The organism is Tenacibaculum sp. SSH1-16 (genome assembly GCF_040104435.1).
Lineage (GTDB): Bacteria > Bacteroidota > Bacteroidia > Flavobacteriales > Flavobacteriaceae > Polaribacter > Polaribacter mesophilus.
Map to the genome: position 1 here is coordinate 199,165 of NZ_JBECOV010000004.1, position 25,365 is coordinate 224,529.

Below are 25,365 nucleotides of genomic sequence, written 5' to 3' on the forward strand. Positions count from 1 at the left end.
TCTTTTTTTGATAATCAATCCTTGTTTTGTAATGAAAAATTTCACCAAAGCTAAAAGAAAGGTTAAAAGCTCTATTTATAAAAAAAGGATAAACCTTAATAGAAGAAGGTATTGTTTGTAGTAGAGAAATGTCTGTAACCTCACGACTATAACAACTAAGATTGCTCGTGGTGGTCTGACTTTTACTCGAAACCTCTGTAAGAGGAACACTAAGTTCTGCTTGTATAAAGTTTCTAACCTTACAGGGAGAAAATAGCAATAAAAATACTAGCCCTACTATTGGAAATAGGGATGATGTATTAGGTATTTTACTGTGTTTTCTCACATTGTAAACTTATAAAATAAACGGAGTGTTGTGTGTTATAGTTTTCTTAATAAAGTTACTGTATTTGTAAGTGCTCCATTTCTTTATCGGCTAATGTTTTTTGATCAATAACTTTAAAACCTAGCTTTAAATATAATTTTTTAGCATTAGGGTTATCTTTATCAACCAAAAGACCTAATGTTTCACTCTTTTTATGAACATATTCATCAATTAAAAAGGTTAGTATTTTAGAACCAACACCTTTACCTTGGTAGCTAGGGTTTACACCAATACAATCAATATAATACTCACCAGGCTGGGTTTCGTATTCGTATGTTAGTTCTTTATTAAACATGGTTTTTATTAATGCAGCTACTGGTTTTCTAAGTTTTTTTAAATCTGCACCATCATATATGTTAGCTGCAGCAATAGTTTTATTGTCACTTTCTATAACCCAACAGTTTTCATAAGAGTATTGGTTGTTTTTTTGAATAATTAATGCCTCTAAAAAGGCAAGTGCTTTTTTTGTAGAACTTTCTCCTATAAATTTATAAACAATGTCTTCCATTGCTAATAACATATAAGAAGCAATTTCTTTAGTGTCTTTAGTAGTGGCTTTTCTTATAATCATAGTGAGTTCTTTAATTAATTTTATTTCTAACTATTTTAACATTCATACCGAAAGACTTTTTATATGTTATAATTTTTACTTTGTTTCTAGATATAGAATTCCCTTTTTTAAAACTACTATAACTAGTAATATTTTTATTAAGTATTGTAACGTTTCAAAAAGTATAAGCTTCACTTCCCCAGAAAGAAGTAGAGTCATTGTTTGTATTTTTACATGAACACAAGCTAAGTAGTAAAATTACTAGTATAAAGATTCTTATTTTCTTAAAATTTCAATTTTTGCAAATTTATGTAGTTTAGAATTAACGTCTCTAGTTTTATTTGTTTACGTACTAAGATCGGTGTTTTCCCATTCAGTACCGTTAGAAAGCATCCATGTTAACGAATGTCTACGTTCATGTATAACTCCTCCATTCGCAATAGGGTCGAAGCCATCAGGAGTAGTGTTTCCTCCTAGTTGAGCACTTCTTACAGCATTATGCAAACAGTAAAATAAATCTTCTTTTTCTACTAATTTTTCTTCTTCTAGAGTGTGTTGTTGAGGAAGCCAATCACTAATTAAAGTATCAAGTGAACAAGTGTAATTTATAAAGATTTCCTGCATTTGCTCACCAGTCATCATTTGACCAGAAATTTCAGGCTCGTCATAACCAAAGTACCAAGCAAGTGGCCATGCGTTTTCAAACTTCCAACCAATAGAATTTCTTAATTCAATATTATTTCTAGAAGCATCAAGTATTTCTTTTTCCTCTAGGGTCATGTAACCAAAAAGTTTATTTTGATTAATGAAGTTAATTATTTTTTCGTCGGGTAAATTTTCTGAAGGCACCATAAGCCATAAAACAAGAGCTTTTATAGCGTGGAGTCTTCCTGCAATTTCATCAGCAGGTCTTAACTTTGTTTCTCTAATTGTAGGGAGAGAACTTGCAGGATGAAATCCGGCGTCTAGACAAGTAGTAATTGATTGAGATCTAACTATTGAAGAATCTTTTTGAGTTGTTTGAGTATTATTCGTTGAAGTTTTTTTTCTGTTAAACCATCCCATAGTTTGTTTTTTATGTTTGTAAGTTTATAGCTTATTTTTGGTGAAAATATTTATAATAGTAATAGGTGTTGTTATAGAATTTGTTAAAATATAGTAAAGATTGATAAGAAATTTATGTTACTACTTTTTTCATAGGTTTAAACTGTTTGGTAACATTATTATTATCTTAATAAATAAAGTTTAAGTAATTTTTATTTAATGTGTTATAAATAAGTGTTCAACGTTTTTAGTAGTAGACCTAGAATAGGTAAGATAAATTAACATAGCGTAACTAAAACTTAGTTGTTTTTGTGCTGTAATAAAAACTTAAAAATCTATTACCTTCGCAGTATGCAACAAACAACAAATACAATTTTAATGGTCCGTCCTGCAAACTTTAGGATGAATGAGCAAACAGCCGTAAATAATTATTACCAGCAAGAGTTGTCAGGAATGTTACCTGCATCAATCAATGTTAAGGCACAAGAAGAGTTTGATGCTTTTGTAGAAAAATTGCGAGCTGTAGGAGTTAGTGTAGTAGTTACTGAAGATACCAAAGAGCCTAATACACCAGATGCATTATTTCCAAATAACTGGATTTCTTTTCATGAAAACGGAGACGTAGCTATCTACCCGATGTTTGCAGAGAATAGACGTTTAGAACGTAGAGAAGACGTGTTGGAAAAACTAGAAGAGAAAGGTTTTGTAATTGAAAATGTTGTAGACTATTCAGAAGCAGAAGAGGAAGGGATTTTTTTAGAAGGAACAGGAAGTATGATTTTAGATAGATACAATAGAAAAGCCTATTGTGCCTTATCACCACGTGCAGATGAAGAATTGTTTATTGAGTTTTGTGAAGATTTTGAATACACACCTGTAATTTTTACAGCAAATCAAACAGTTAAAGGAAGGAGAGAAGCTATTTATCATACAAACGTAATGATGTGTGTTGCGGAAAGTTTTTCAGTGGTATGTTTAGATTCGATAGATGATAAAAAAGAAAAGAAAAACGTATTAAAACACTTAAAGTCGGATGGAAAAGAAGTTATTGCCATCTCAGAGCAACAAGTAACACAATTTGCAGGAAATATGTTACAAGTTAAAGGAGTAAATGACGAGCGTTACTTAGTAATGAGTTCTTCCGCCTTTAAATCATTAAACCCAAATCAAATTAAAGCTATAGAAAAACACTGTAAAATACTGCACAGCTCTCTAGAAACTATAGAAACCTGTGGTGGAGGAAGTGCTCGTTGTATGATGGCTGAGGTTTTTTTGCCAAAAGCCTAAGCAACCATTGTATTTGAAATTTTATAGTTTTTATAATACTGCATTAAAATAAAAGAACAGATAACTGAAGAAGCAATTCCTTCAATAGCTAATGCAAATACAACTAGTGGTAAACTTAAATTTTGCCCCCAGAAAGAAGATTGTTCAAGTATTGTCATAAAACTAGCATCAATAAAATCTACATATATAATTAGCCCAAAAACAGTTAAGGCTACAGCAATTATTGAGGTTCCAATTCCTAATAAAAAATTACTGAAATATAACGACTCATGGTTTTTAACAATGTTGGTTTTTATAGCCCTGTTAATACCATAAAGAACGAAAGCAAAGTTTAAAAAACGTAGTTCGGATATATCTTCTAATCCAAAAATTTTCATAACTAAAAAAAAGCAAACAATACCCGTAAAAATTAGCATTGCATTGTTAAAGATGATTTTATTGCTCGACATAATAATGCATTTTAAGAGTTAAACGTCTTAAAAATACAAAATAAAGTAATGAAAATCAATTATTTATAACAAAGCTTCTTTTAAAATAGTTACAGGATGTTTTGCTAAACGCTTTGTTCCGTCATAAATTTGATGACGACAACTAGTACCAGCAGCGACTATTTCTGTATCAACCGAACAGTTTCTAACCTTAGGAAACAACGTATCTTCCCCCACTTGCATACTTACTTTATAGTGTTCTTTTTCATACCCAAAAGATCCTGCCATACCACAACAACCAGTATTCATAATGGTCACCTTGTAGTTTTTAGGAATGTTTAAAATAGAAAAAGAAGCGTGTGTACTAGACAAAGCTTTTTGGTGACAATGTCCATGTATTTTAAGCTCTTTAGTTTCATTGCTAAATTTAGTGGTGTCTATAGAGCCTTTAGTATGTTCTTTAGCTAAAAATTCTTCAATAGTGTAACAGTTTTCAGAAAGCTTTTTGGCTGTTGTTTTATCATCTGCTAAACGTAAGTACTCATCTCTAAAGGTTAAAATAGCCGAAGGTTCTAATCCAATTAATGGAGTTTCTTCAGAAATTAGTTCTTTAAAAGTGTTTACATTTTTATTAGCAATTTCTTTAGCTTCTTTTAAAAAACCTTTTGAGATATAGCTACGCCCACTTTCTTCGTGGTTCACGGTTTTTACTTCATATCCTAGTTTTTCCAATACAACAACTGCGTCTTTTCCAATTTCTGCATCATAATAGTTGGTAAACTCATCATTAAATAAATACACTGTTTTTTTAGAAGCTATTGGTTTATGGTTTTCTAACCAAGTACTTAAAGGTTGTTTTGCTAACTTAGGAACAGAACGTTCTGTGGCAACTCCCATAACCTTTTTAGCTAGAGTAGTATTGGTAAAGAAATTTGTTAGTACAGGGAACTTACTTCCTAATTTATTGTATTTAGCATTGTTAGCAAATAATTTACTGCGGAAAGAATATCCGTTTGTTTCTTGATATTGGTACAAGAATTCTGCCTTCATCGAAGCAATATCTACATTACTCGGACATTCACTAGCACAAGCCTTACAACTCAAACATAGGTCTAGGATATCTTTTAATTCTTTAGAATCGAACTTGTTTTTAGCGGTATTATTCGTTAAAACTTCACGAAGTGTATTGGCTCTAGCACGGGTAGTTTCTTTTTCGTTTCGAGTTGCTCGATAACTAGGGCATAAAGTCCCGCCAGCTTCGGGAGATTTACGGCAATCACCTGAACCGTTACATTTTTCAGCTAGTTTTAAAATACCTTCGCTATCTGAAAAATCTTGAATGGTTTCAATATTAGGTTCATTTCTATCAACCTCATAACGCAAACTTTGATCCATCGGAAAAGCATCAGTAATTTTTCCTTTGTTGAACACATTGTTCGGATCAAATGCTTTTTTTATTCTTCGTAATAATTGGTAGTTTTTGTCACCTATCATCAACGGAATAAATTCCGCACGCACAATACCATCACCATGTTCACCACTAAACGATCCTTGATACTTCTTAACTAACTCAGCAGTTTCAGTAGTTATTTTTCTAAATAATACTACGTCTTCCTTTTTCTTTAAATTCAAAATAGGACGTAAGTGTAGCTCACCAGCTCCTGCATGTGCATAATACACTGCTCTTTGCTGATATTTATCCATAATTTTGGTGAATTCCTCAATATAGGTAGGTAAATCTTCCAAGGCTACGGCAGTATCTTCAATACAAGCTACCGCTTTATCGTCTCCAACAATGTTTCCTAATAATCCTAAACCTGCTTTTCGTAGCTGATGTACTTTAGCAATGTCTTCGCCATATACTTTAGGATAGTGGTACCCAAAATTGTTTGCTTTTAAATCTTTAATAAGTTTATCGGCTAATATTTCAGCTTCTTTTATAGTGTCTGCCGAAACTTCTAACATTAACACAGCTTCCGGATCTCCTTGTAAAAAGAAACGGTTTTTGGCTTGCTCACGGTTATTTTTAGTGCAATCTAAAATTACTTTATCCATTAATTCACAAGCATAGAGTGTGTGTTTCATGGTAGTAACAGTAGCTTTTAAGCTTTCGTTTACACTAGTAAAATGCGGACATACCATAATACTTTGTGTAGGAGGTAGGTCGTCTAGTTGAATTGTAATAGCTGTTGAAAACACTAAAGTTCCTTCACTTCCTGATAAAAATTTAGCAGGGTTGATAGTTGGTTCTGCCCCACCAAATAAATCGGAAGTTAAAAATTCATCAACAGCATATCCTGTATTTCTTCGGTGAATGCTTTCTTTTGGGAATTCTTTTTTTATTTCTTGCTGAACAGCTTCTTGAGAAAGTTCTGTATAAATAGCACGATAGATATTTCCTTCTAACGAATTTTCTATTTTCTTTTGATTGAATTCAGCTGAAGTAATTTCAGAAAAAGTAACTTCACTACCGTCACTTAACAAGCCTTGAATAGCAATTACTTTATCACGAGTTACTCCATAACGAATAGAAGTACTTCCTGAAGAGTTATTACCTACCATTCCGCCAATCATACAACGGTTAGAGGTTGAGGTATTCGGACCAAAAAATAACCCGAATGGTTTTAGGAAGCGGTTTAAATCGTCACGAATAATTCCTGGCTCTACCGTAATGGTTTTGTTAATCTCATCAAAAGCCAGTATGTTGGTAAAGTGTTTAGAAACGTCTACAACAATTCCATCTCCCACACACTGTCCTGCTAATGAAGTTCCTGCTGTACGCGGAATTAAGGTGATGTTATTTTTAGTAGCAAAATCAATTAATAGCTGAATATCCTCTATGTTCTTAGGATATGAAACTGCTAGTGGGATTTTACGATATACCGAAGCATCGGTTGCGTAAATGTTTTTATGTAGGTCGTCAAAAAATAGTTCGCCAGTTAATGATTTTTTGAACGTTTCTAGTTGTGTTGTTTGTACCATTATCTTAAATACCTAAAATGTGGGTAGTGTTGTTAATTATTCTATTGGAATGTGACGCTTAAAACAAGTATCGAAACATATAAAAGTATCGGTTCCTGCCACTCCTTTGATTAAATGTACGTTATCGTATAGTATTTTTTGTAAATGTTCGTTGTCTCTAGCAAATATTAAAATAAAAATAGCGTAGTAACCAGAAACAAAATTACATTCGGTTATTTCGGGTATTTTTTCCAACTCGTGCATTACTTCTTTAGCAAAGCGAGCTTCACGTAATCGAATACCTGTATATGATTTGGTTTTATAGCCTAAGCTTTTTTCTTCTAAAACAAACTCTGCATTTTTAATTACACCTTCTGCAGTTAACTTTTTAATACGTTGATGAATTAAGGAGTTGGAAACCTTTAATTCTTCCGCAATTTGCGAATAGGCTTTACGAGCGTCTAAACGTAATTTTGAAAGTATTTGTTTGTCTATATAATCAAATTGATTTTCCAAAAGAATAATTTTGTTAGAATAAACTTAATATAAGCTACAAGATAAACAATCGTTTTTAACGAAAAAAAAAAGTGTAGCCGATAATGCAAATATACGGCTACACTTTTTCAATATTCTATTTTATGCTTAAGCATTTATTACTGCTAAGCAGTTTTGTATGCTTTCATCTTGCATGTCTTCATACCATTTTGTTAACTTATAAACAGGTTCACCTAAATCTTTTTCAAATAAAGATTGATTTGAAGTACCTTCATATTCTCGTTTAGCATCATCTGTTCCTAAGTTTGAAGCAAAAATTCCTGCAGCACTTACAGGTAAGAAATCTTCGTAAACCATAGGTTCTATGCTTAAATAGCCATCCTCTAATAATTGGTTTACATCTGCTTTTGTATACACTTTTTCTTTAGATAAAGTTTTTGCTTTATCGGTAGCGAAATAATGGAAATATGCCAACTCTTTTGAGTGTAGCTCTTCATAGTTATCAGGAAAAACTTTAAAATTTTCTGCTAATAATTTATTGTATTCTGAGGCGTTTTCGGCAGTTGGTGATCCACCAATAGCTTTACGTGTTTTACCTAACAGTTCATGATACAAATCAAGTCCTTTTTGAGTTAATGCTGCACCACGTTGTTCTATCTCACCAAAACGAGCTTTGTGTTCACCTATTTCTTCTTTTTCAGCATTGTTTTTAAAAGTTACTTTTTCGGTCAATGCTTTAAAACTTGTTTGGCGTAATAGAATAGGGCATTTTCTTGCAGGAGGTCCTTCTATATTATCTTTTGGTGGAATATTACGAGTTTCCATACTTGTTTGCACCTTGTCTATATCTAAAGTTCTAGGGGTTAGGTGGTTGATGTGAGGGCCTTTGAAAGCAACTACATCAGCAATTAATCTGTGTTGATTTAGTAAAGCTTCGTACATTTTATAATCTACGGTAGCAGTATCGTGCCAACGAAAAGTTTCTAATGCTTCTTGAACAAAGGTTTCGGCATCTTCTTTATTTAACCCACCTTCTTTTTCAGACTTATCAATGAGTTGTAAAACTTTTTCTGTAAAAATTTGACGTTTTTCTAAAATAGTTTCAACATTGTTACGAAGCTGAGTATCATCAATTAAATCTAAACGTAATAAAGAGGTAAAAACTCTGAATGGAGCTTGGTTAAGGGCGGTGCTTTCAATAGCTCTAAAAGCTGTAGAATGAACAGGAACACCAGCTGGGGCTAAATCGTAGTAGCCAACAGAATACATTCCCATTACTTTAAACAGACGTCTCATCGTAAATAACTCATAGGGTTTGCCTAAACGAATTGCTCCGTGGCGTTCCATATTTAATCGAGTTAATTCGCCAGTATGTGCTAACTGCTCTTCAATTTCTTTAGACTCAGAAAGAACATTATCATTGATATCATGAACCAAATCAAGTAACTCACCATAAAGTGGTACCTCATTTTTGTACATATCAGACATAATTTTAGAGAAGCGGTTACGAATGTACTCTGGAGAGACAAATTCTTCAGTTGTATTAGTAAAACTTTCTAGTTTATTTTTTGATGACATAGTTTATTGAGATTTGCTACAAATTAAATAAATTTAATTTTTTTTAGTGTGTTTAAAAATGAATTTTGTTTTATTGGTGTTTATTTTGAGTTGATTTGATTTTATGTGTGTTTTTTTAAACCAAAAAGACAATTTTTCACAGAAAAAGTGTTTTTTAAAAGTCAATTTGACTTTTTTAGTACACAAGCTTTGATGAAATTTTAATATTATTAGAGAGTAAGTTAGTATACATATTCTAAACAACAAACTTAAAAGCTTTACTATCTTAAGAATAATAGAGAATAATTGTTTTCATAGATGGAGTTCCTGTTGAATTTTAAGAAGAATTTACAAAAGGTAGTTTGTTATTTAAAATGGTTTATATATCTGATTTAAATATTTTTTCAAAAGCATTGTATACAGCTTCATGTAAAGCATCTCCATGAGTTTTATCTTCTAAAAAATCAAAGTGAAGTTTTGAATTTTCAGTTGCTTTATCAAGTAGCTTGTTGTATAGTTCTTTGGCAGTTCTTTCCATAATTGGGCCTTCTTTACCAACTGCAATGTAAATGTTCTTCTTAGTGGTATACTTTACTGGTGTGAAGGTCAAAAGTTTTTCAGCATCCCACCAAAGACTAGGGCTTACAATTATGTAGTTGTTAAAAAGGTTGGGAGTTTTAAATAAAACTTCTGTAGCTAAAAGCCCTCCAAGTGATTGTCCGATTAGTGTTTTGTTATTAGTGACTCTGTAGTTGGCATTAATAAAGGGTAACAGTTCTTTTTGTAGAAACTGAATAAACTGCTTAGATTTCCCAGAAGTAGGAAACTCTTTTTGATCGATTTCAAGAGTAGAAGGGTAAGTGAAATCTCTTTTTCTATCTACATTTCCAATACCAACAACAATAGCTTCAGGGAGCATATTTATCCATGGGAAAGAACCAAATTGAACAATTCCAGCAATGTGAATAAAATCCTCATTTTTTGAGCCATCAAGTAAATAAATGACCGGATATTTTTTTGAGTTATTGGTGTTGTAGCTAGCAGGGAAATAAATATTTAATGTTCTGTCCTCTTTTAAAATAGCCGATTTTATTTGAACAGTTTTTCCAATAGAAAAATCACTTTCATTAATTTTTTTAGGGATTTTTTGAGCAAAACTAGCGATAGTTATAAGTATAGTGGTAAGTACCGAAATTTTATGCATTATTTCATGACTTTTTGATATTTAAGTAAATATAGAATACTTTTTTCAGATTTTTTATAAAAAAAGTCTCTAGTTTTACTTAAATTAGGAAAATGAATTATTGCATTTAAGCTTGCATGTATAGAGATGTTTTATTTTAAATAATTTAAAAATTTCAGAAGAACTGTTTAATTAATTGTGTTTTTTAATACCAAGCACTAGTGGTTTCGAGTCTATGTCTAACAAAAATAAAGAAAGGTTTATAAATGAAAATGCTATATTAATAAGCGAGAAAAAAGTTTGATATGTATTTATGTAATTTAAATTATCAACTTTATATGTTATTACAATTAAAGAGGCTAAACTTATAATATAAACTATAAAACATAAAAAATAGTTCAAGAAAGAAAAAGTAGTGTTTTTTAATCTCATGTAAACCAGTTTTAAATACCACATAATAATTAAAAGACCAGTAAAACCAAGAATAATTGATTGCCAAAACATGTTTCGATTAAGGAGATTAAGAGTATTGTTATTACTAGCGATACCAAAAAGAGTAATAAAAAGTATAGACAAGACAAAAATGATAATAAGTAAAAAACCTAATTGATTAATAAATTGAAAGATGGTTAATCTTCCTTTATTGTAAACATCTTTTACATAGTGTTTTGTCCCTTTTAGAATCGAAAGAATGAATATGGAACTTACTCCTAAAAGTATATAAATCCCCATATTAAATAGATGATAATTTTTTACTTCATTATTTATTTCTACTCCTAATAAATTAGAAAGTGTTCCTGTGCTAGTAGTTGTTTTTAAGAAAGTAACATCAAAAAAAAGAAAGATGAATATTCCGGTTAGTACACCTACCCATACTTTAGAATTAAGGTCTTTAACTCTTTTAATTGCTAGAATAATAGAACTGTAAAAAAGTATAAAGTTAATAGGCAAATAAGGGATAGTAAATGGCTGTATAATTTGATATGTAGCTAATTTTTGAACTCCTTTATGGCTTATAAATGCTGTGATACTGATATTTGTGATAAAATTAATAACTAGAGAGAAGGCTAAAATGAATAAAATTATTATTCCAAATAAAAATTCTTTTTTATTAATCGTTTCTCTTGGGTCAAAGAGTAGTTTTATTATTTTGTAGTTCATAGCTTTTTATAGGTGTATTAATTAAACAAGTTGTGGTTTGTTAAAGTAAAAATTAAATGTTTTGTGTATTAACTAGGTTGTTTTCATGCTTCTCATTTAATTCTAAGTAATTATCTTTTCCAAAAGAAATATAGTATAAAGGATATAGAATAATAATTCCTGCAAGAATTAAAAAAATGAGACTTTTTGAAAACATAAATAAAGTAACAAGTAACATCATAACTGTTCTTATAATTCCCTCGTATTTAAAACTGTTAAGAGTTAAGGTGATGGTTTTATCATCGGTAACATTTATATTTATTTTTTGACTACCACACCAAGACGCTTTGGCATAGATTTCATACCTGCCGTTTTCTACTACATATTCTTTGTTTTCTTTTTTTATTAAACCTAGTTCTTTTTCATTAGCATAAATTTTAGCACCAACAGTGCTTTCAATTTTAATTTTTCCCATATTCACTTATTTAATGTTGTTTGTATAATAGAAAGAACGAAGAAACTTTTTTGGTAATCACTTTATTCTTTTTGTATTTACATAGCAGTTAATTTATAACTATAATTTTTGTCGAAAATATTCATAAAAAAAATGTTAGGCAAGTATAAAAAGAGTTTAATAAAAATCTAAGCCTTAAGTAATTCTAAGGCTTAGATTATATATTAAAGCTTATTGTTTTTTTAAACTACTATTAATTAGAAGAGCCCATTTATTTGCCACTAGTAATTCGTTGCTAATTAACAGGTCTTTTTTTTCATCATAAATAATAATTGAAGTAGTTTCATTATCTTTTATAAAATTCAACTTTATTAATTCAATTGTTCTATCGTTTATGCTTCGTGTTTTTTTAATAACAATACATTCTTCAATTGTTTGTAGATTTATGACTTTTTTTTGTATGTTTTCTTCAGATTGTTTAAAATAGAAAAGATAGTTTTTAGATTTGTCAATTCCTAAAACAAAATCATTACAAAATTCATATTCTTCTATATTACAGTTATATTCTAGAGAAATATTATTTAGTATTTGAAGTTTTTTCTTCTTTTTTGTTAATTGTTTTTTACGTACAAGTATAAAAGGAGCTATACATATAACTAATAGTATAGCACCAATGATTATGGTTCCTAAATCCATTTATTTTTAATTAAATTGGGTTTTACTCTTAATTAATTATTAGTTAAGAGTATATTTTTTATGATAAAATTGATTAGTTGAATATTAAAGTTCAAAAAAATCACCAATGGTAATGAAAAGGAAATATTAAATCAGATTTTCTATAGTTTACTATAGTATTTCTTGATAAAGAAATGTATTGAATATATTTTCTGTTGAAAAATAATTCAACAGATTTAAAATTGATGCCTGCTTCTGAGAATGTGTTTTTTACATTAGTAGAAGGAAGGTTGTTAAAGTGATTGGTAAGATTTTCTGATTCTGTAGTGTGCTGTAACCCCTTAGAAGAAAGCTTTTGTTTATATTCTTTAAGAGCAGAATTAGGTTTGCGTAACTTATTAGAAAAAGATTGCTCTTCTTGAGTATACCCAATAGCGGTAAAATATACCGTTGTAATAAAAAGTAGACTTAGAAATTTCAAAACCTTATTCATACTGCAAAGTTACTTTATTAAATAATACTAAAACTCATAAAAAGTTAATTTTTAAGACTTTCATTAACTTCTTTAAAAACACTTTTTTTATCAGCAAGAACAATTAAAATATCAGCATTATTTATTGTAGTTGAACCATTAGGAGTAATATAGTTACCATCTCTTTTTATCATGGCTATAATAGCGTTTTTAGGAAAGTTTAATTCAACAATTTTTTTATTTGCCGATTTGCATGATTCTGTAATTATAATTTCTTGCATTAAAGCTTTTGGATTTTCTTCTAACAACATATCTGTGGCACTTAATTTTTTTGTTTCTTCAGGTAAAGCAACGTTTAACCATTTTGCAACAATACTAAGTGTTGTACCTTGTATTATAATAGAAGTAACTGATATAAAAAATACGATATTAAAAATAATATTAGCTTTATCTATACCAGCTAAAAGAGGGTAGGTAGCAAATACTATAGGAACGGCCCCACGTAGGCCAACCCATGAAATATAAAAACGCCTCCTTAATTTCATTTTAAAAAAAAGTAAACTAATAAAAACTCCTACAGGTCGAGCAATAAAAATTAAGAAGAGTGAAATAATAAGTCCAATACCAATATAAGGAACAATTTGTGAAGGAAAAACAAGTAGTCCTAAGGTTAAGAACAGTACTATTTGCATTAACCAAGCTAATCCATCAAACATTTTTAAAATAGTTTTTTTATGAATTAAGTTTTGATTTCCTAAATAAACAGCACAAATATAAATAGCTAAAAAGCCATTACCACCTATAAAATCAGTGAAAGAAAAAGTAATAAACATAAGTGCAATAACCAAAACAGGATACAACCCTTCAAAATCAAGTTTTATTGAGTTTATTATTTTTTTGCTAAGCATACCAAACAAAAAACCAGCAATAGCACCAAATATCATTTGCTGTAAAAATAAAGGTATTATAGAAGTTAAGCTTTGATCTTGATGAATAACTAGTGTTAAAAAAGCTATAGTTAATACGTAAGCCATGGGGTCGTTACTACCACTTTCTAGCTCCAAAGTAGGGCGCAAGTTTTCTCTTAATGCTAAGTTTTTAGAGCGTAAAATAGAGAATACAGCTGCAGCATCGGTAGAAGAAACAATAGCACCTAATAATAAGCTTTCATATATCGTAAAGTTGGTAACATTCCAAACAAATAGTCCTAAGGAAACAGCGGTAAGCAATACTCCTAAAGTAGAAAGTGCTAACCCTTCTTTAAGTATAGGTTTAACAGCTTTCCAATTTGTATCTAAACCACCAGAAAATAGAATAAAATTTAAAGAAACAATTCCTATAAATTGTGCGGCTTTTGGGTCGTCAAAAATAATACCTCCAATACCATCAGAGCCTGCAAGCATTCCGATACTTAAAAAAAGGAGTAGAGTAGGAACTCCAAATTTATAAGATGTTTTTCCTACAATAATACTTATTAAAAGTAATAAAGACCCTATTAATAAAATGTTCTCAATGGTTAAATTCATACAAGGAATGTTTTAAACAAAGATATAGGTTTTAGTATTTTAATAAGTGAGATTCATGCAAAGAAAAAGCCAAAGCTGTACAGCTTTGGCTTAACTAATAAAACCAAGTATTAGTGTCATCGGAGTTAGCTAACCAATGAACTAATGTTGTTAGTGTCAACTATATTTTTAATGCAGGCTAATAATTTTTGTCATTAACCACTTTTCATGTTCTTTTTTCCAGATAGCAATAAACTTGCTAGGAATAGATTTAGCGTTAGGTTCTCTATTATTAAAAAACTTATGATAACCTATTTGAACGGCTCCATACTTATTAATAGGGTATACTTCAATGCTACCCTTTATCAAGGTACGAGTAACCTTACCGCAAATATTTTTTTTAGTGGCAGCTATGATTTCATTTTTAGAGGTAGATAAACCACCCTTGTCATGAAAGAATTCAATATCATCACTTAAAATACCTGCTTGTGTTTTCATGTCACAAGTATTATAAGCGTTAAAGAATATACTATCCATTTTTACAATTTGATTGTGTAGATCAATATCAACAGGTTTGTAGTTAGGAATTTCTTGTACTTGTCCATTCATTACCCATGAAAGTAAAAGTGTGTATAGAAGTGTAACTATTTTCATAAAAAAGTTACCCTTAAAGAAGAAGTCAAATAAATCATTCATAGTTTTCCAGTTTATGTATTTACCAAGTTTTAAAGCTTAAAGCTCCTTCTTCATTATACAGTCTACGGAATCCTTTTGATACAGTATCTAATGTACTGTTTGAAACTTTAATACTACCTACATATCCGTCGTTACAATCAATTCCTAAAACTAGATTATCAATTGTTTTATCATTATTAAATTTAGCGCTAACAATATCAATATCTATGTTTTTACGATCTTTAAACCAGTTGATTAATTTGTTAAGTTCACTTTCAGTAGTTTTCTTTGAGATAATAAATTCAGCTTTTGTATTATTAATTGTGCTGTCAAATAAGAAGCTTACCTCATCATCATTATCAGAATCCCAATCGTCAGAATCTTCATTATTAATATCTTCTTCATCACAATCTAAACAGTTAAAGCCTTTAGAAGTCATTTTAAAATGATGGTTGGCCATATCACGGTCGTATACATTTTGGACGTTTTTTACATCATCTAAAAAGTTACGAGACGAACCTTCAAAGTATATAGTTGTTCCTTCAGGAATGTATAAAACAGCATCAATTTCTTCATCTTTCCACATGTTCTTGTATTCGCTAATAAAAAAGGCATCAAAAACAATAGTATTGTTTGCTGTTTTAAAGTTGTACTGAATAGCTTCTGCATTACTGTTGGCATCATTTCGCTTTCTTCCTTCAGAAGTTTTCTTTATTTCTATATAAGCATTACCAGTTTCACTCTTACGGACATCGATATTTATATCGTTAGAGTATTTCATTTCTTTATCATTTACATGAACAGATACTGAATTATCTCTATTACGCAAACTATGTTGATAGTAAATATTATCATCGTTTACTACTCGTATTTTTAAAGGCTCTTCTTGATTGTAGGTGATACTATGTTTTGAAACATGTGCACCATCGTAAGCATGTGTGGTAAAATATTCAATACCAGAGAATCCGATTGCTAATAAAGATACTAACCAAAGCCCGAATAATGTTAAAACTGTTGCAATACCAAGTCTTTTAACATTAGGAGATAAAATTCGTAATCCTAAAATAAATAGGACAGCAAAAGGAATTCCTATTAAGAAAAATACAAATGTCATCAATAACCATTTAGGCATAGCCGAATCATAAAAGAAAGGAGGGTAGTGAATCATGTCTCCATCAAAATTTAAGATTTCTAAGCTTCCTACAGAAAATAAGGTTAGTAGCAATGAAATGATTGTAATACCAGCGATAAATATTAATAAAACGCCCATGAATTTACCAAACACTTTGAATACGGCTAGTAAAATTTTACCCATAGTGTCTATGAAATCCTGAAAACCAGATTTAGTTTGGTTACGTAGTTTTTGATAATCAGCATTTGAAATTTTATCCGATAAATCATGGGCGCCTTCCTTTACCTTTGAAGAAAGGTTTTCAAACTCATTACGAATTTTTTTTTCAATATTGTCAATATTTACAGCTTCACCCTCCATCTGTAACTTTTCTGAAGTAGTTTTCGCTTCTGGAAGGATAACCCATAAAATGATATATCCTATAATTCCAAAACCAAATCCTGCTAATGTTAAAATAAGGAAAGCTAAACGAATCCAAACCACATCGATATTAAAATAATGCCCAAGTCCAGAACATACTCCTCCTAGAAACTTGTCATCACCATCTCTAAACATTTTTTTGTTAGAAGTATTTCTCTTATAGTTGAAAGAAGTATTTTCGCTATACCCTTCTTCAGCTTCCGCATAGTCTTCAGGTTGCCCCATGATAGCAATAATTTCTTCAATATCACTTTCATTTACTACTTGACGAGCATCGGTAATTCTTTCAGATAGTAACTCACTAATACGAGCTTCTATATCTGCTATAATTTCATTTTTTCCTTGCGGATCATCGCTTAACGAACGAGCGATGGCATCTAAGTATCGTTTTAATTTCTGATAGGCAGTTTCATCTATGTGGAAGAAAAATCCGCCCAGGTTTATATTTATTGTCTTATTCATCTTTAGTTGATTTTGTACTTGTTACTTGGTTTACTGCGTTTACTAAATTATGCCATGTTTTGTCTAATTCTTTCAAGAACATTCCGCCATTTTCTGTGAGTACGTAATATTTTCTTGGAGGTCCAGAGGTTGATTCTTCCCATCTGTAACTTAATAATCCTGCATTTTTTAAGCGGGTAAGTAACGGATATATGGTTCCTTCAACCACAATCATTTCAGCACTTTTAAGATTTGAGAGTATTTCAGAGGTGTATGCATCTCCTTTTTGTAAAATAGATAAGATACAGTACTCTAAAACTCCCTTACGCATTTGTGCTTTTGTGTTTTCTATCTTCATGTAATGCGGTTTATGGGTTATTTTATAAATTTTATTGTAAGTGGATATTTATACATTTCACCTTTATTAGCTTTCATGGCTGCTATAATTATCAGCGCTACTTTAATAAGAGCGACAATACTTACAACAGAAGCGAATCCAAAAATACCAAACAATCCTCCGTGTCCATGGTATCCACCAAAGTCGATATCTATACCATCAAATCCGTTGAAAATTCTTCCGAAGAAAAAAGGAATAAAAGAAAGGCCTAGTATAAAAATGTATAAACTATAACTGATGTTAAAATTAACGGCCTCTTTACCATGTTCATCTAAAAAAGGAATTCTCTCTTTTAAGGTTTGCCATAATATAAGCGGGGTGATAATACTTCCTAAAGGAAATAAATACCCTGCAAAAGCAGAAATATGTATTAAAAAAGCATTGGTATTTTGGTTGTTGTGTTGCATAGTGAAATGATTTATATAATACTTTACAATGCAAATATATATCTTTTAAAAGGTATTATGCAATACATAGTACTAAAAATTAACAAAATTTAACATTTAAATGAAGCGATATAATTAAATAAAAAGCTGTACATTGCCTGTAAATACTGAAAAAATGAAGTTTACACCAAGAAAAGTTAATGCCTTTTTATTATTTAAGTTACCCTCAGCTTTTTTTACTGGAGTGCGATTAAAGTCGCTTACTAACGACAGAGCAGAGGTTAAAGTTACCCACAAATGGGTAAATCAAAATCCATTTAAATCAATGTTTTGGGCAGTACAAGGAATGGCATCAGAATTATCTACAGGTATTTTGGTAATGAAAGAAATAGATGCTTCGAATAAAAAAATTTCTATGCTGGTTACTAATATGAATGGAACTTTTACTAAAAAGGCTACAGGGAAAATACGTTTTGAATGTAACGATGGTAAATTAATAAGAGAAACAATACAAAAAGCAATTGATACAGGTGAAGGGCAAACAATAACTGTTACTTCAGAAGGTTTTAACGAAGAAGAGGTTTCTGTTTCAAAATTTGAATATGAATGGAGTTTAAAGGTTAAAAATTAGTTTTGTGGTGAGGTTTAATTATATTTTTATAATTATAGTACTGCTATTTTCTTGTAAGAGTGAAGAAGAGAGTAAAAAAGAGAAAGTTGAAACAAAGTTTTTAGTTAATAATCAGTTTCAAGGGGTACTTGATATAGCAAAGTTAGAAGGAGCTATACTAGTTTATGATTTGCATAAAGATGTGTATTATTCTAATAATTTTGATTGGTGTAAAACTGGAAATTTACCAGCGTCAACATTTAAAATTCCGAATTCTATCATTGCTTTAGAAGTTGGAGTCGTAAAAAATGATAGCGCAATCTTTAAATGGAACGGAGAATCTAGGTATCTAAAGATTTGGGAGCAAGATTTAACGTTTAAAGAAGCTTTTCACTACTCTTGCGTTCCATGTTACCAAGAGGTAGCTAGAAAAATTGGAGTTGAAAGAATGAAATCTAGTTTAGCAAAGTTGAATTTTGGTTCAATGGATGTAAATGAAATGACTTTAGATAATTTCTGGTTACAAGGTAAATCTAAGATTAATCAATTTCAGCAAATAGACTTTTTAAAACGATTACATAATTCAGAGTTACTTATTAGTGAGCGTACCGATAGTATCATGAAAAGTATGATGATAATGCATAAAAGCAATCAGTATGTATTGAGAGGTAAAACAGGTTGGTCAGTAAGAGGTGAAGAAAATAATGGTTGGTTTGTAGGCTATGTTTTAGTTAAAAAAAATGCTTATTTCTTTGCTACAAATGTAGTTCCAAAAAAGAATTTTGATATGAAGTTTTTTAGTAGAGAAAGAAAAGAAGTGACTTTTAAGGCTTTAAAAGTGTTAAAAGTATTAAGCGAAAATGAATCTTTTGTAACAAAACAGTAAAAAACTCTTCTTATAAATATAAAAACAAAAAATTATGAATGCACACGAAATAGATTATCGCATTTTTGGAGAAGAAATGCAGTATGTAGAAATAGAATTAGACCCGCAAGAAGGAGTAGTTGCTGAAAGTGGTAGTTTTATGATGATGGATGCTGATGTGAAAATGAACACAATTTTTGGAGACGGTTCAAATCAAGAAAAAGGATTGTTAGGGAAAATTTTTTCTGCAGGAAAACGAATCTTAACAGGTGAAAGCCTGTTTATGACGGTTTTTACCAATGATGGTCAAGGAAAAAAACAAGTTTCTTTTGCTTCCCCTTATCCAGGAAAAATAATTCCAATTGATTTAACAGAATTTGGAGGGAAGTTTATTTGTCAAAAAGATGCTTTTTTATGTGCAGCTAAAGGGGTATCTATCGGAATTGAGTTTTCAAAACGCTTAGGAAGAGGGTTGTTTGGAGGAGAAGGATTTATTATGCAAAAAATGGAAGGCGATGGTATAGGCTTTGTGCATGCAGGTGGTACAATGGCAAAAAAGGTATTACAACCAGGAGAAGTTTTAAAAGTAGATACAGGCTGTATTGTTGGTTTTACTCAAGACGTTGATTATGATGTTGAATTTGTAGGAGGTATAAAGAATACCATTTTTGGAGGAGAAGGATTGTTCTTTGCAAAGCTGAGAGGTCCTGGAACTGTATATATCCAATCATTACCATTTAGTAGGTTAGCAGGTAGAGTGTTGGCTATGGCTCCACAAACTGGAAAAGGTGATAGAGGAGAAGGAAGTGTTTTAGGAGGTTTAGGAGATATTTTAGATGGAGATAATAGGTTTTAGAAATATAAGTAAATAAAAAAGACCGCTAATTTTTATTAGCGGTCTTTTTTATTTTATTGGTAAATTAGATACCTAATTCTTCAAACATATTGATTAAACGTTCTCCTTCTGATGGTGCTGGAGCGTTAGGGCTTACAATATTTCCGTCAGGGTCGATTAAGATAAATCTCGGTAAACCTTTAATTAAGAAGTTTTGAGCCCATTCTAAATTTAAGTGACTATCTCCAGCCATTAGCTGTATACCAGTCATCTCCCTATCTTGAATGGTTTCTTTCCATTTTTCATCATTACCTTTAGCATCAACATTAATACTTACAAACTCAATATTTTTACCATGGTACTCTTGCTCTAATCGCTTTAATAAAGGAATTTCTCTTTTACAATAAGCACACCAAGTAGCCCAAACATCAATGTATAAGTACTTTCCGTGGCCTAATAAATCATCTAAAGAAGTTGTGCCACCATCATAGTTTACATAGTCTTTAAACTTAGGAGCAGGTTGGCCTTTTGCTGTTGTTTTTAAAAGATCGTAGTCTTTAGTAATCTCTTTTTTATGTGTTTCATTTGTAGAATACGCCATAAATTTTCTGTAGAATTCTTTTAAATCACTAGCATATGTAATACTATTTTGAGCACTATTATATAACAAATCGTTTTTAGCGATTGAGTCAGTAACCTCAGTTTGTACAGTTTCTAGATAAGTTAAATAATAATCATCACCTTCTTTATTATTTTCTCGAGCTAAATTTTTTAACTCGGTCTCTAACATCACTCTATAGAAGTATGAAATTGTATAATCGTTACCATTATAGTTGAAATTCTCTAATGGATCAGGAAAATTTTCAGAAACGGTAAAGTCTTTATTTCCTGTTAATGTTCTGTGATAATCTTGATAATTATAAAGGTTTCTTAAACATTCATAGTCAATATTTTTGACTTCCTTTTTTAAGAAATCAGCAGGCAATTGTTTAGAAATAGATGCTTCAGTTACAGCATCTTTATATTCATTAGTTTTTGCTAAAAACTCACCTTCTTCTAAGGCAAAATATTGATTAGCACTAACAAGTATTTCAGGCCAAGTTTTTTGTTTTTCATGAAGATAGCTATTTATTTTTTTGTTAGCACCTTCAAAATTAATAAAATCTGGGTTGTCGTAATCAAATACAATACCTGTATCATCTGTCTTTGTTAAATATAAGTTGATAGCTTTAATAGGCTTTGTATTGTAAACCAAGGTATAATAGCCTTCTCTATCAATTTTAAGAGTATCAACAAAAGAACCAGTCTTTCTGTCAAATTTTATTTTCTTTTCAAATTGAAAACCATTCAAGGTAACAGTTCTTTTTTTAAGGTTATCAATTTTACCAGTTAAAACCAAGTAGTCTTTAACAGGTTTTTCTTCCTTTTTACATGAAATTATGGTAACTCCTATGAGGGCTAAAAGTACTAGTTTTTTCATTCTTTAATGTTTAGTGAGAATAACGGTGTTTAAGCCGCCGAAGTTACTTTTTTTAACTTTTTTATCAAAGAAATTAACATTTTATTTAAACTTAGTTCTATTTTTTATAAAAAATCAGCTTGAAGTTTTCTCTTTTTTTTGGTTATTTGTACACTATAAAAATATTAAAATGAATACTACACATATAATAAATTCCCAACCACTTGGTTTAGAAGATATTCATAGTATTGTATTACTAGATAAAAAACTTTCTTTATCAGAAGAATCAAAAGAAAAGATATTAAAATGTCGTGCTTACCTTGATGAGAAAATGAAAACTCATAACGATCCTATTTATGGAATTAACACAGGATTTGGTTCGTTATGTAACGTCAAAATTAATGGAGATAATTTACAACAACTTCAAGAAAACTTAGTAATGAGTCATGCTTGTGGAACTGGAGATGAAGTTCCTCAAAAAATTGTAAAGTTAATGTTGTTGCTTAAAATACAATCATTAAGTTATGGTCATTCTGGTGTACAGTTGGCCACTGTTGAGCGTTTGATTGAGTTTTATAATAAAGACATTTTACCTGTTGTATATACACAAGGTTCGTTAGGAGCATCTGGTGATTTAGCACCATTAGCACATCTTTCTTTACCATTGATAGGATTAGGAGAAGTGTATGTTGAAGGAGAACGAGTTTCAGGAGATGTTTTAAAAGAAAAATTTGGTTGGGAGAAAATTAATTTACAGTCTAAAGAAGGATTAGCATTGTTAAATGGAACTCAATTTATGAGTGCATATGGTGTATATAATTTATTAAAGGCTTATAAACTTTCTTATTTAGCAGATGTTATTGGTGCAATTTCTTTAGAAGCTTTTGATGGAAGAATTGAGCCTTTTAATGAGTTGATTCATTTAGTGCGTCCACATAACGGACAGTTAGCTACAGCTAAACGTATTAAAGAAGTATTAGAAGGAAGTGAATTAATCAAGCAACCAAAAGAACACGTACAAGACCCTTATTCTTTTAGATGTATGCCTCAGGTTCATGGAGCAACAAAAGACACGTTAGAGTTTGTAAAGAAAACATTCATAACAGAAATAAATTCAGTAACAGATAACCCAAACATATTTGTTGATGAAGATATTATTGTTTCAGGAGGAAACTTCCATGGCCAGCCACTAGCCCTAGCTTTAGATTATTTAGCAATTGCTGTTGCAGAATTAGGAAATATTTCTGAAAGAAGAACCTATCAATTAGTTTCTGGTTTAAGAGGGCTACCTGACTTTTTGGTATCGAACCCAGGTTTAAATAGTGGATTTATGATTCCACAATATACAGCTGCAAGTATTGTGAGTGCAAATAAACAGTTTTGTACTCCTTCTAGTGTAGATTCTATTGTGTCTAGCAATGGACAAGAAGATCATGTAAGCATGGGAGCCAATGCAGCTGTGAAAGCAAAAAAAGTAGTAGATAATGTATGTTCTGTACTAGCAATAGAGTTAATGAATGCTTCTCAAGGGCTTTCTTTTAGAGAAGAGAATACTTCTGAGTTTTTATCTTCTTTTGTAGGAATGTTTAGAGAAGATGTACCTTTAGTAAATGATGACAGAGTACTACATAATGATATTAAGAAAGCAGAAAACTTCATTAATGATTTAATTATTGAAGTAGAAGAACTGTTTTAAGACAACTATAGAGATTAGTGAAAAAGCTCAAATTGTTTTTACAATTTGAGCTTTTTAGTTTACTTATTTTTTTTAATGTGAACTTTTTGTGTATTATCAATGAATCATTTTTTAGCACGTTCCACTAATTCTAATTGTTCTATTTTAGCTTCTGTAGTAAATAACCCGTAATTAATAAAAGCTTTTTTCTTTTCTATTTTGTCAATAGTTCCTACAGCATTCCCGTCAATTAAACGAACTCTGTCATTTACTTTAAAAACATAGGCAGCTCTTTCTTTTGCAATTTTTTCGGCTTCTTTTTTCTTTTCTTCTCGAACTTTTACAACTTTTTGAAGTACTTCTTTTTCTACTTTTTTAATAGCTTCTTGTTGTTTTTGTGTAGCAACTTTTTCTTCTTTCTTTTCTGTTTTGGTTTTCTTCTTAGGTGGATTTTTCTTTATGTACTTGGTCTTTTCTGCCATTGCCCATTTAAAAAAACTAGCAGAAAGTTCTTTTTTATTATTTGTTTGGAAGTATTTATTAAGCATTTCATTAATATTCCTTCCTAAAGATAACATACGTTGGTTGTTGTCATATAATTCTTGAAAACCTTCTAGTTTTTCACGTATTTTAAGTTCTTTCTCTTGTAGGTTTTCAATATGCTCTTGTCCTTTAGATTTTTGTTTGTTTAAACTTTCAGAAGTTTTTTGTAAACGATTTCGTTCCTTTTGAAGTTTTGAGATTGTTTTATCTAAACGAACTTTTTCGGTTTCTACACGTTTTTTAGCACGGTTGATTAAGCTGTACGGAATTCCGTTTTTCTGTGCTACTTCAAACGTAAAAGAACTCCCTGCTTGTCCTATATACAATTTGTATAAAGGCTCTAAAGTACGCTCATCAAACTGCATATTGGCATTGGTAACATTATCTAATTCATCTGCTAATACTTTTAGGTTAGCATAATGTGTGGTAATAATTCCGAAGGCTTTCTTTTCATAAAACTCTTCTAAGAAAATTTCAGCCAAAGCACCTCCTAATTCAGGATCAGAACCTGTACCAAATTCATCAATTAAAAACAAGGTATTGTCATTACATTTTCTTAAAAAGTAACGCATGTTTTTTAATCGATAACTATAAGTACTCAATTGATTTTCGATAGATTGATTATCACCAATATCAGTCAAAATAGTATTGAAAAGTGTAGTTTCACTACGTTCATGAACAGGAATTAACAATCCGCTTTGTAACATGACTTGTAACAAGCCAATTGTTTTTAACGTAATACTTTTACCACCAGCATTCGGACCTGAAATAACAATAATTTGTTGTTCTTCACTTAACTGAAGAGTCTGTGGAATAGTTTCAATTTTTTTAGCGTTATTCTTTTGCCATAAAATAGGGTGAAACGCATTTTTTAAAAATACTTTTTTCTCTTTGGTGATTTTTGGTAGTAACCCGTTGATGCTTTTAGCATATTTTGCTTTGGCACCTACAACATCTAAATGTGTTAAAAAAGTAACGTACTCAGTTAGTAACGGAGTATAAGGTCTTATTTCAGTAGCTAAAGCTCGTAATATACGTACAACTTCTTGTTTTTCTTCATACAGTAGGTTTTGTAACTCTCTGCTGTAAGCCAACGTAGCTTGAGGAGCGATATATACAATGTTCCCTGATTTAGATGAACCTAATAAACTTCCTTTAACCTTACGTCTGTGCATTGCTAAAACAGCCAACACACGTTGGTTATCAATTACCGTTTCTTTGATATCGTCTAAATAACCACTCGAAATATTTTTACTCAAGGCACGAGAAAAACTTTCTGAAATTTTACCTCTAACAGCCCCAATATCTTTACGTATATGTTTTAAAGCAGTAGAAGCATTATCGGCAACCTCACCGTATGGAGTAATTATTTTCTTTATACTATCTACAATTACTGTTGTAAACTCAACTTCATCACTCAGGGCAAATAACGTAGGGTAGTAGGTTTGAAACTTCTTTAAAAACTTCTTTTGCTCATTCACAGTTTCTGAAACAGCTGAAACCTTTAAGAAACCGTCTGTTTCTAAAAAACTATTTTCTATAGCAAGTCGCTTAATTTCTTCAGAAATATCTTCAAAATAATGATTAGGAATTCTATTTTCATTTTCAAAAGAAGACAGATATTCATTTACCATATTCAACTCAAAAAATAATTTTCTTTTGTTTGGAATAGGTTGAATTTGCATTGTTTTCTCTTTTCCTAAATTAGAGATACAATGTGTTGCAACTTGTTCTAAAACCGTTGTAAATTCTAAATCTTGAAGTGTTTTTTCTGTAATGTTTTTAGTCAAAATAGTATATTTGAAACCACGA

Annotated in this window: 23 protein-coding genes; 5 read left to right on the forward strand and 18 right to left on the reverse strand. The window is 30.6% G+C overall.

What is annotated here, in order from left to right:
- Nucleotides 1-380: 380 nt before the first annotated feature.
- Both ABMY20_RS07690 and ABMY20_RS07695 read right to left on the reverse strand, forming a co-directional pair.
- Nucleotides 381-935: an N-acetyltransferase gene (locus ABMY20_RS07690; protein WP_047789283.1), complete on the reverse strand. Its 555-nt coding sequence runs from the start codon at nucleotides 933-935 to the stop codon at nucleotides 381-383.
- Nucleotides 936-1,259: 324 nt separating this feature from the next.
- On the reverse strand, nucleotides 1,260-1,979 hold the full coding sequence (locus ABMY20_RS07695; protein ID WP_349265006.1) for a DUF4272 domain-containing protein: 720 nt from the start codon (nucleotides 1,977-1,979) through the stop codon (nucleotides 1,260-1,262).
- A 330-nt stretch (nucleotides 1,980-2,309) separates the two neighbouring features.
- Between ABMY20_RS07695 and ABMY20_RS07700 the strand changes: the two genes are divergently transcribed.
- On the forward strand, nucleotides 2,310-3,245 hold the full coding sequence (locus ABMY20_RS07700; protein ID WP_349265007.1) for an arginine deiminase-related protein: 936 nt from the start codon (nucleotides 2,310-2,312) through the stop codon (nucleotides 3,243-3,245).
- Here ABMY20_RS07700 and ABMY20_RS07705 read toward each other — a convergent pair.
- The 14 genes from ABMY20_RS07705 to ABMY20_RS07770 all read right to left on the reverse strand — a co-directional run bounded on the left by ABMY20_RS07705 (nucleotide 3,242) and on the right by ABMY20_RS07770 (nucleotide 17,587).
- On the reverse strand, nucleotides 3,242-3,694 hold the full coding sequence (locus tag ABMY20_RS07705; protein ID WP_047789280.1) for a hypothetical protein: 453 nt from the start codon (nucleotides 3,692-3,694) through the stop codon (nucleotides 3,242-3,244). The two genes, ABMY20_RS07700 and ABMY20_RS07705, sit on opposite strands and share 4 nt — an antisense overlap.
- A 63-nt stretch (nucleotides 3,695-3,757) precedes the next feature.
- On the reverse strand, nucleotides 3,758-6,655 hold the full coding sequence (locus tag ABMY20_RS07710) for an FAD-linked oxidase C-terminal domain-containing protein (protein WP_349265008.1): 2,898 nt from the start codon (nucleotides 6,653-6,655) through the stop codon (nucleotides 3,758-3,760).
- A gap of 36 nt (nucleotides 6,656-6,691) precedes the next feature.
- A complete protein-coding gene (locus ABMY20_RS07715) occupies nucleotides 6,692-7,150 on the reverse strand; it encodes an Lrp/AsnC ligand binding domain-containing protein (protein WP_047789278.1) in 459 nt (152 codons plus the stop codon).
- A 126-nt stretch (nucleotides 7,151-7,276) separates the two neighbouring features.
- Nucleotides 7,277-8,707 (reverse strand): VOC family protein, encoded by a 1,431-nt coding sequence (locus tag ABMY20_RS07720; RefSeq protein ID WP_173360652.1) that lies wholly within the window; start codon nucleotides 8,705-8,707, stop codon nucleotides 7,277-7,279.
- Nucleotides 8,708-9,065: 358 nt separating this feature from the next.
- Nucleotides 9,066-9,890, reverse strand: coding sequence for an alpha/beta hydrolase-fold protein (locus ABMY20_RS07725; protein ID WP_159616058.1), 825 nt, complete (start codon nucleotides 9,888-9,890; stop codon nucleotides 9,066-9,068).
- A gap of 171 nt (nucleotides 9,891-10,061) precedes the next feature.
- A complete protein-coding gene (locus tag ABMY20_RS07730) occupies nucleotides 10,062-11,030 on the reverse strand; it encodes a hypothetical protein (RefSeq protein ID WP_349265009.1) in 969 nt (322 codons plus the stop codon).
- Nucleotides 11,031-11,082: 52 nt separating this feature from the next.
- Complete coding sequence (locus ABMY20_RS07735) at nucleotides 11,083-11,484, reverse strand: hypothetical protein (protein ID WP_349265010.1); 402 nt, start codon at nucleotides 11,482-11,484, stop codon at nucleotides 11,083-11,085.
- Nucleotides 11,485-11,694: 210 nt separating this feature from the next.
- Nucleotides 11,695-12,159, reverse strand: coding sequence for a hypothetical protein (locus ABMY20_RS07740; RefSeq protein WP_349265011.1), 465 nt, complete (start codon nucleotides 12,157-12,159; stop codon nucleotides 11,695-11,697).
- 100 nt (nucleotides 12,160-12,259) lie between these two features.
- Nucleotides 12,260-12,631: a hypothetical protein gene (locus ABMY20_RS07745; RefSeq protein ID WP_047789415.1), complete on the reverse strand. Its 372-nt coding sequence runs from the start codon at nucleotides 12,629-12,631 to the stop codon at nucleotides 12,260-12,262.
- Between the two features lie 44 nt (nucleotides 12,632-12,675).
- The gene (locus ABMY20_RS07750) at nucleotides 12,676-14,136 is read right to left on the reverse strand and encodes a potassium/proton antiporter (protein WP_159490841.1); all 1,461 of its coding nucleotides are present in this window, start codon (nucleotides 14,134-14,136) and stop codon (nucleotides 12,676-12,678) included.
- Between the two features lie 168 nt (nucleotides 14,137-14,304).
- Nucleotides 14,305-14,811, reverse strand: a complete 507-nt coding sequence (locus tag ABMY20_RS07755) for a nuclear transport factor 2 family protein (protein ID WP_239178894.1) — start codon at nucleotides 14,809-14,811, stop codon at nucleotides 14,305-14,307.
- A 19-nt stretch (nucleotides 14,812-14,830) separates the two neighbouring features.
- Nucleotides 14,831-16,804, reverse strand: a complete 1,974-nt coding sequence (locus tag ABMY20_RS07760) for a PspC domain-containing protein (protein ID WP_349265012.1) — start codon at nucleotides 16,802-16,804, stop codon at nucleotides 14,831-14,833.
- Nucleotides 16,797-17,141, reverse strand: coding sequence for a PadR family transcriptional regulator (locus ABMY20_RS07765; protein ID WP_047789417.1), 345 nt, complete (start codon nucleotides 17,139-17,141; stop codon nucleotides 16,797-16,799). The genes ABMY20_RS07760 and ABMY20_RS07765 overlap by 8 nt, the downstream gene beginning before the upstream one ends.
- A gap of 17 nt (nucleotides 17,142-17,158) precedes the next feature.
- On the reverse strand, nucleotides 17,159-17,587 hold the full coding sequence (locus tag ABMY20_RS07770; protein ID WP_349265013.1) for a DUF4870 domain-containing protein: 429 nt from the start codon (nucleotides 17,585-17,587) through the stop codon (nucleotides 17,159-17,161).
- A gap of 133 nt (nucleotides 17,588-17,720) precedes the next feature.
- On the opposite strand from ABMY20_RS07770, the gene ABMY20_RS07775 reads away from it, so the two are divergent.
- Genes ABMY20_RS07775 through ABMY20_RS07785 form a run of 3 tightly spaced genes read left to right on the forward strand, consistent with a single transcriptional unit; the run spans nucleotide 17,721 to nucleotide 19,897 of the window.
- On the forward strand, nucleotides 17,721-18,197 hold the full coding sequence (locus tag ABMY20_RS07775) for a DUF4442 domain-containing protein (RefSeq protein ID WP_349265014.1): 477 nt from the start codon (nucleotides 17,721-17,723) through the stop codon (nucleotides 18,195-18,197).
- A 7-nt stretch (nucleotides 18,198-18,204) separates the two neighbouring features.
- Nucleotides 18,205-19,062 carry a class D beta-lactamase gene (blaOXA, locus tag ABMY20_RS07780; protein ID WP_349265015.1) on the forward strand — a complete coding sequence of 286 codons (858 nt, stop codon included), beginning with the start codon at nucleotides 18,205-18,207 and terminating at the stop codon, nucleotides 19,060-19,062.
- A gap of 34 nt (nucleotides 19,063-19,096) precedes the next feature.
- Nucleotides 19,097-19,897: a TIGR00266 family protein gene (locus ABMY20_RS07785; protein ID WP_047789456.1), complete on the forward strand. Its 801-nt coding sequence runs from the start codon at nucleotides 19,097-19,099 to the stop codon at nucleotides 19,895-19,897.
- 64 nt (nucleotides 19,898-19,961) lie between these two features.
- Here ABMY20_RS07785 and ABMY20_RS07790 read toward each other — a convergent pair whose 3' ends face one another.
- Nucleotides 19,962-21,356, reverse strand: a complete 1,395-nt coding sequence (locus ABMY20_RS07790; RefSeq protein ID WP_159615440.1) for a TlpA disulfide reductase family protein — start codon at nucleotides 21,354-21,356, stop codon at nucleotides 19,962-19,964.
- Nucleotides 21,357-21,525: 169 nt separating this feature from the next.
- On the opposite strand from ABMY20_RS07790, the gene hutH reads away from it, so the two are divergent.
- Nucleotides 21,526-23,031 carry a histidine ammonia-lyase gene (gene hutH / locus ABMY20_RS07795; protein WP_349265016.1) on the forward strand — a complete coding sequence of 502 codons (1,506 nt, stop codon included), beginning with the start codon at nucleotides 21,526-21,528 and terminating at the stop codon, nucleotides 23,029-23,031.
- Nucleotides 23,032-23,135: 104 nt separating this feature from the next.
- Here hutH and ABMY20_RS07800 read toward each other — a convergent pair whose 3' ends face one another.
- The gene (locus ABMY20_RS07800; RefSeq protein WP_349265017.1) at nucleotides 23,136-25,343 is read right to left on the reverse strand and encodes a DNA mismatch repair protein MutS; all 2,208 of its coding nucleotides are present in this window, start codon (nucleotides 25,341-25,343) and stop codon (nucleotides 23,136-23,138) included.
- Nucleotides 25,344-25,365: the final 22 nt, after the last annotated feature.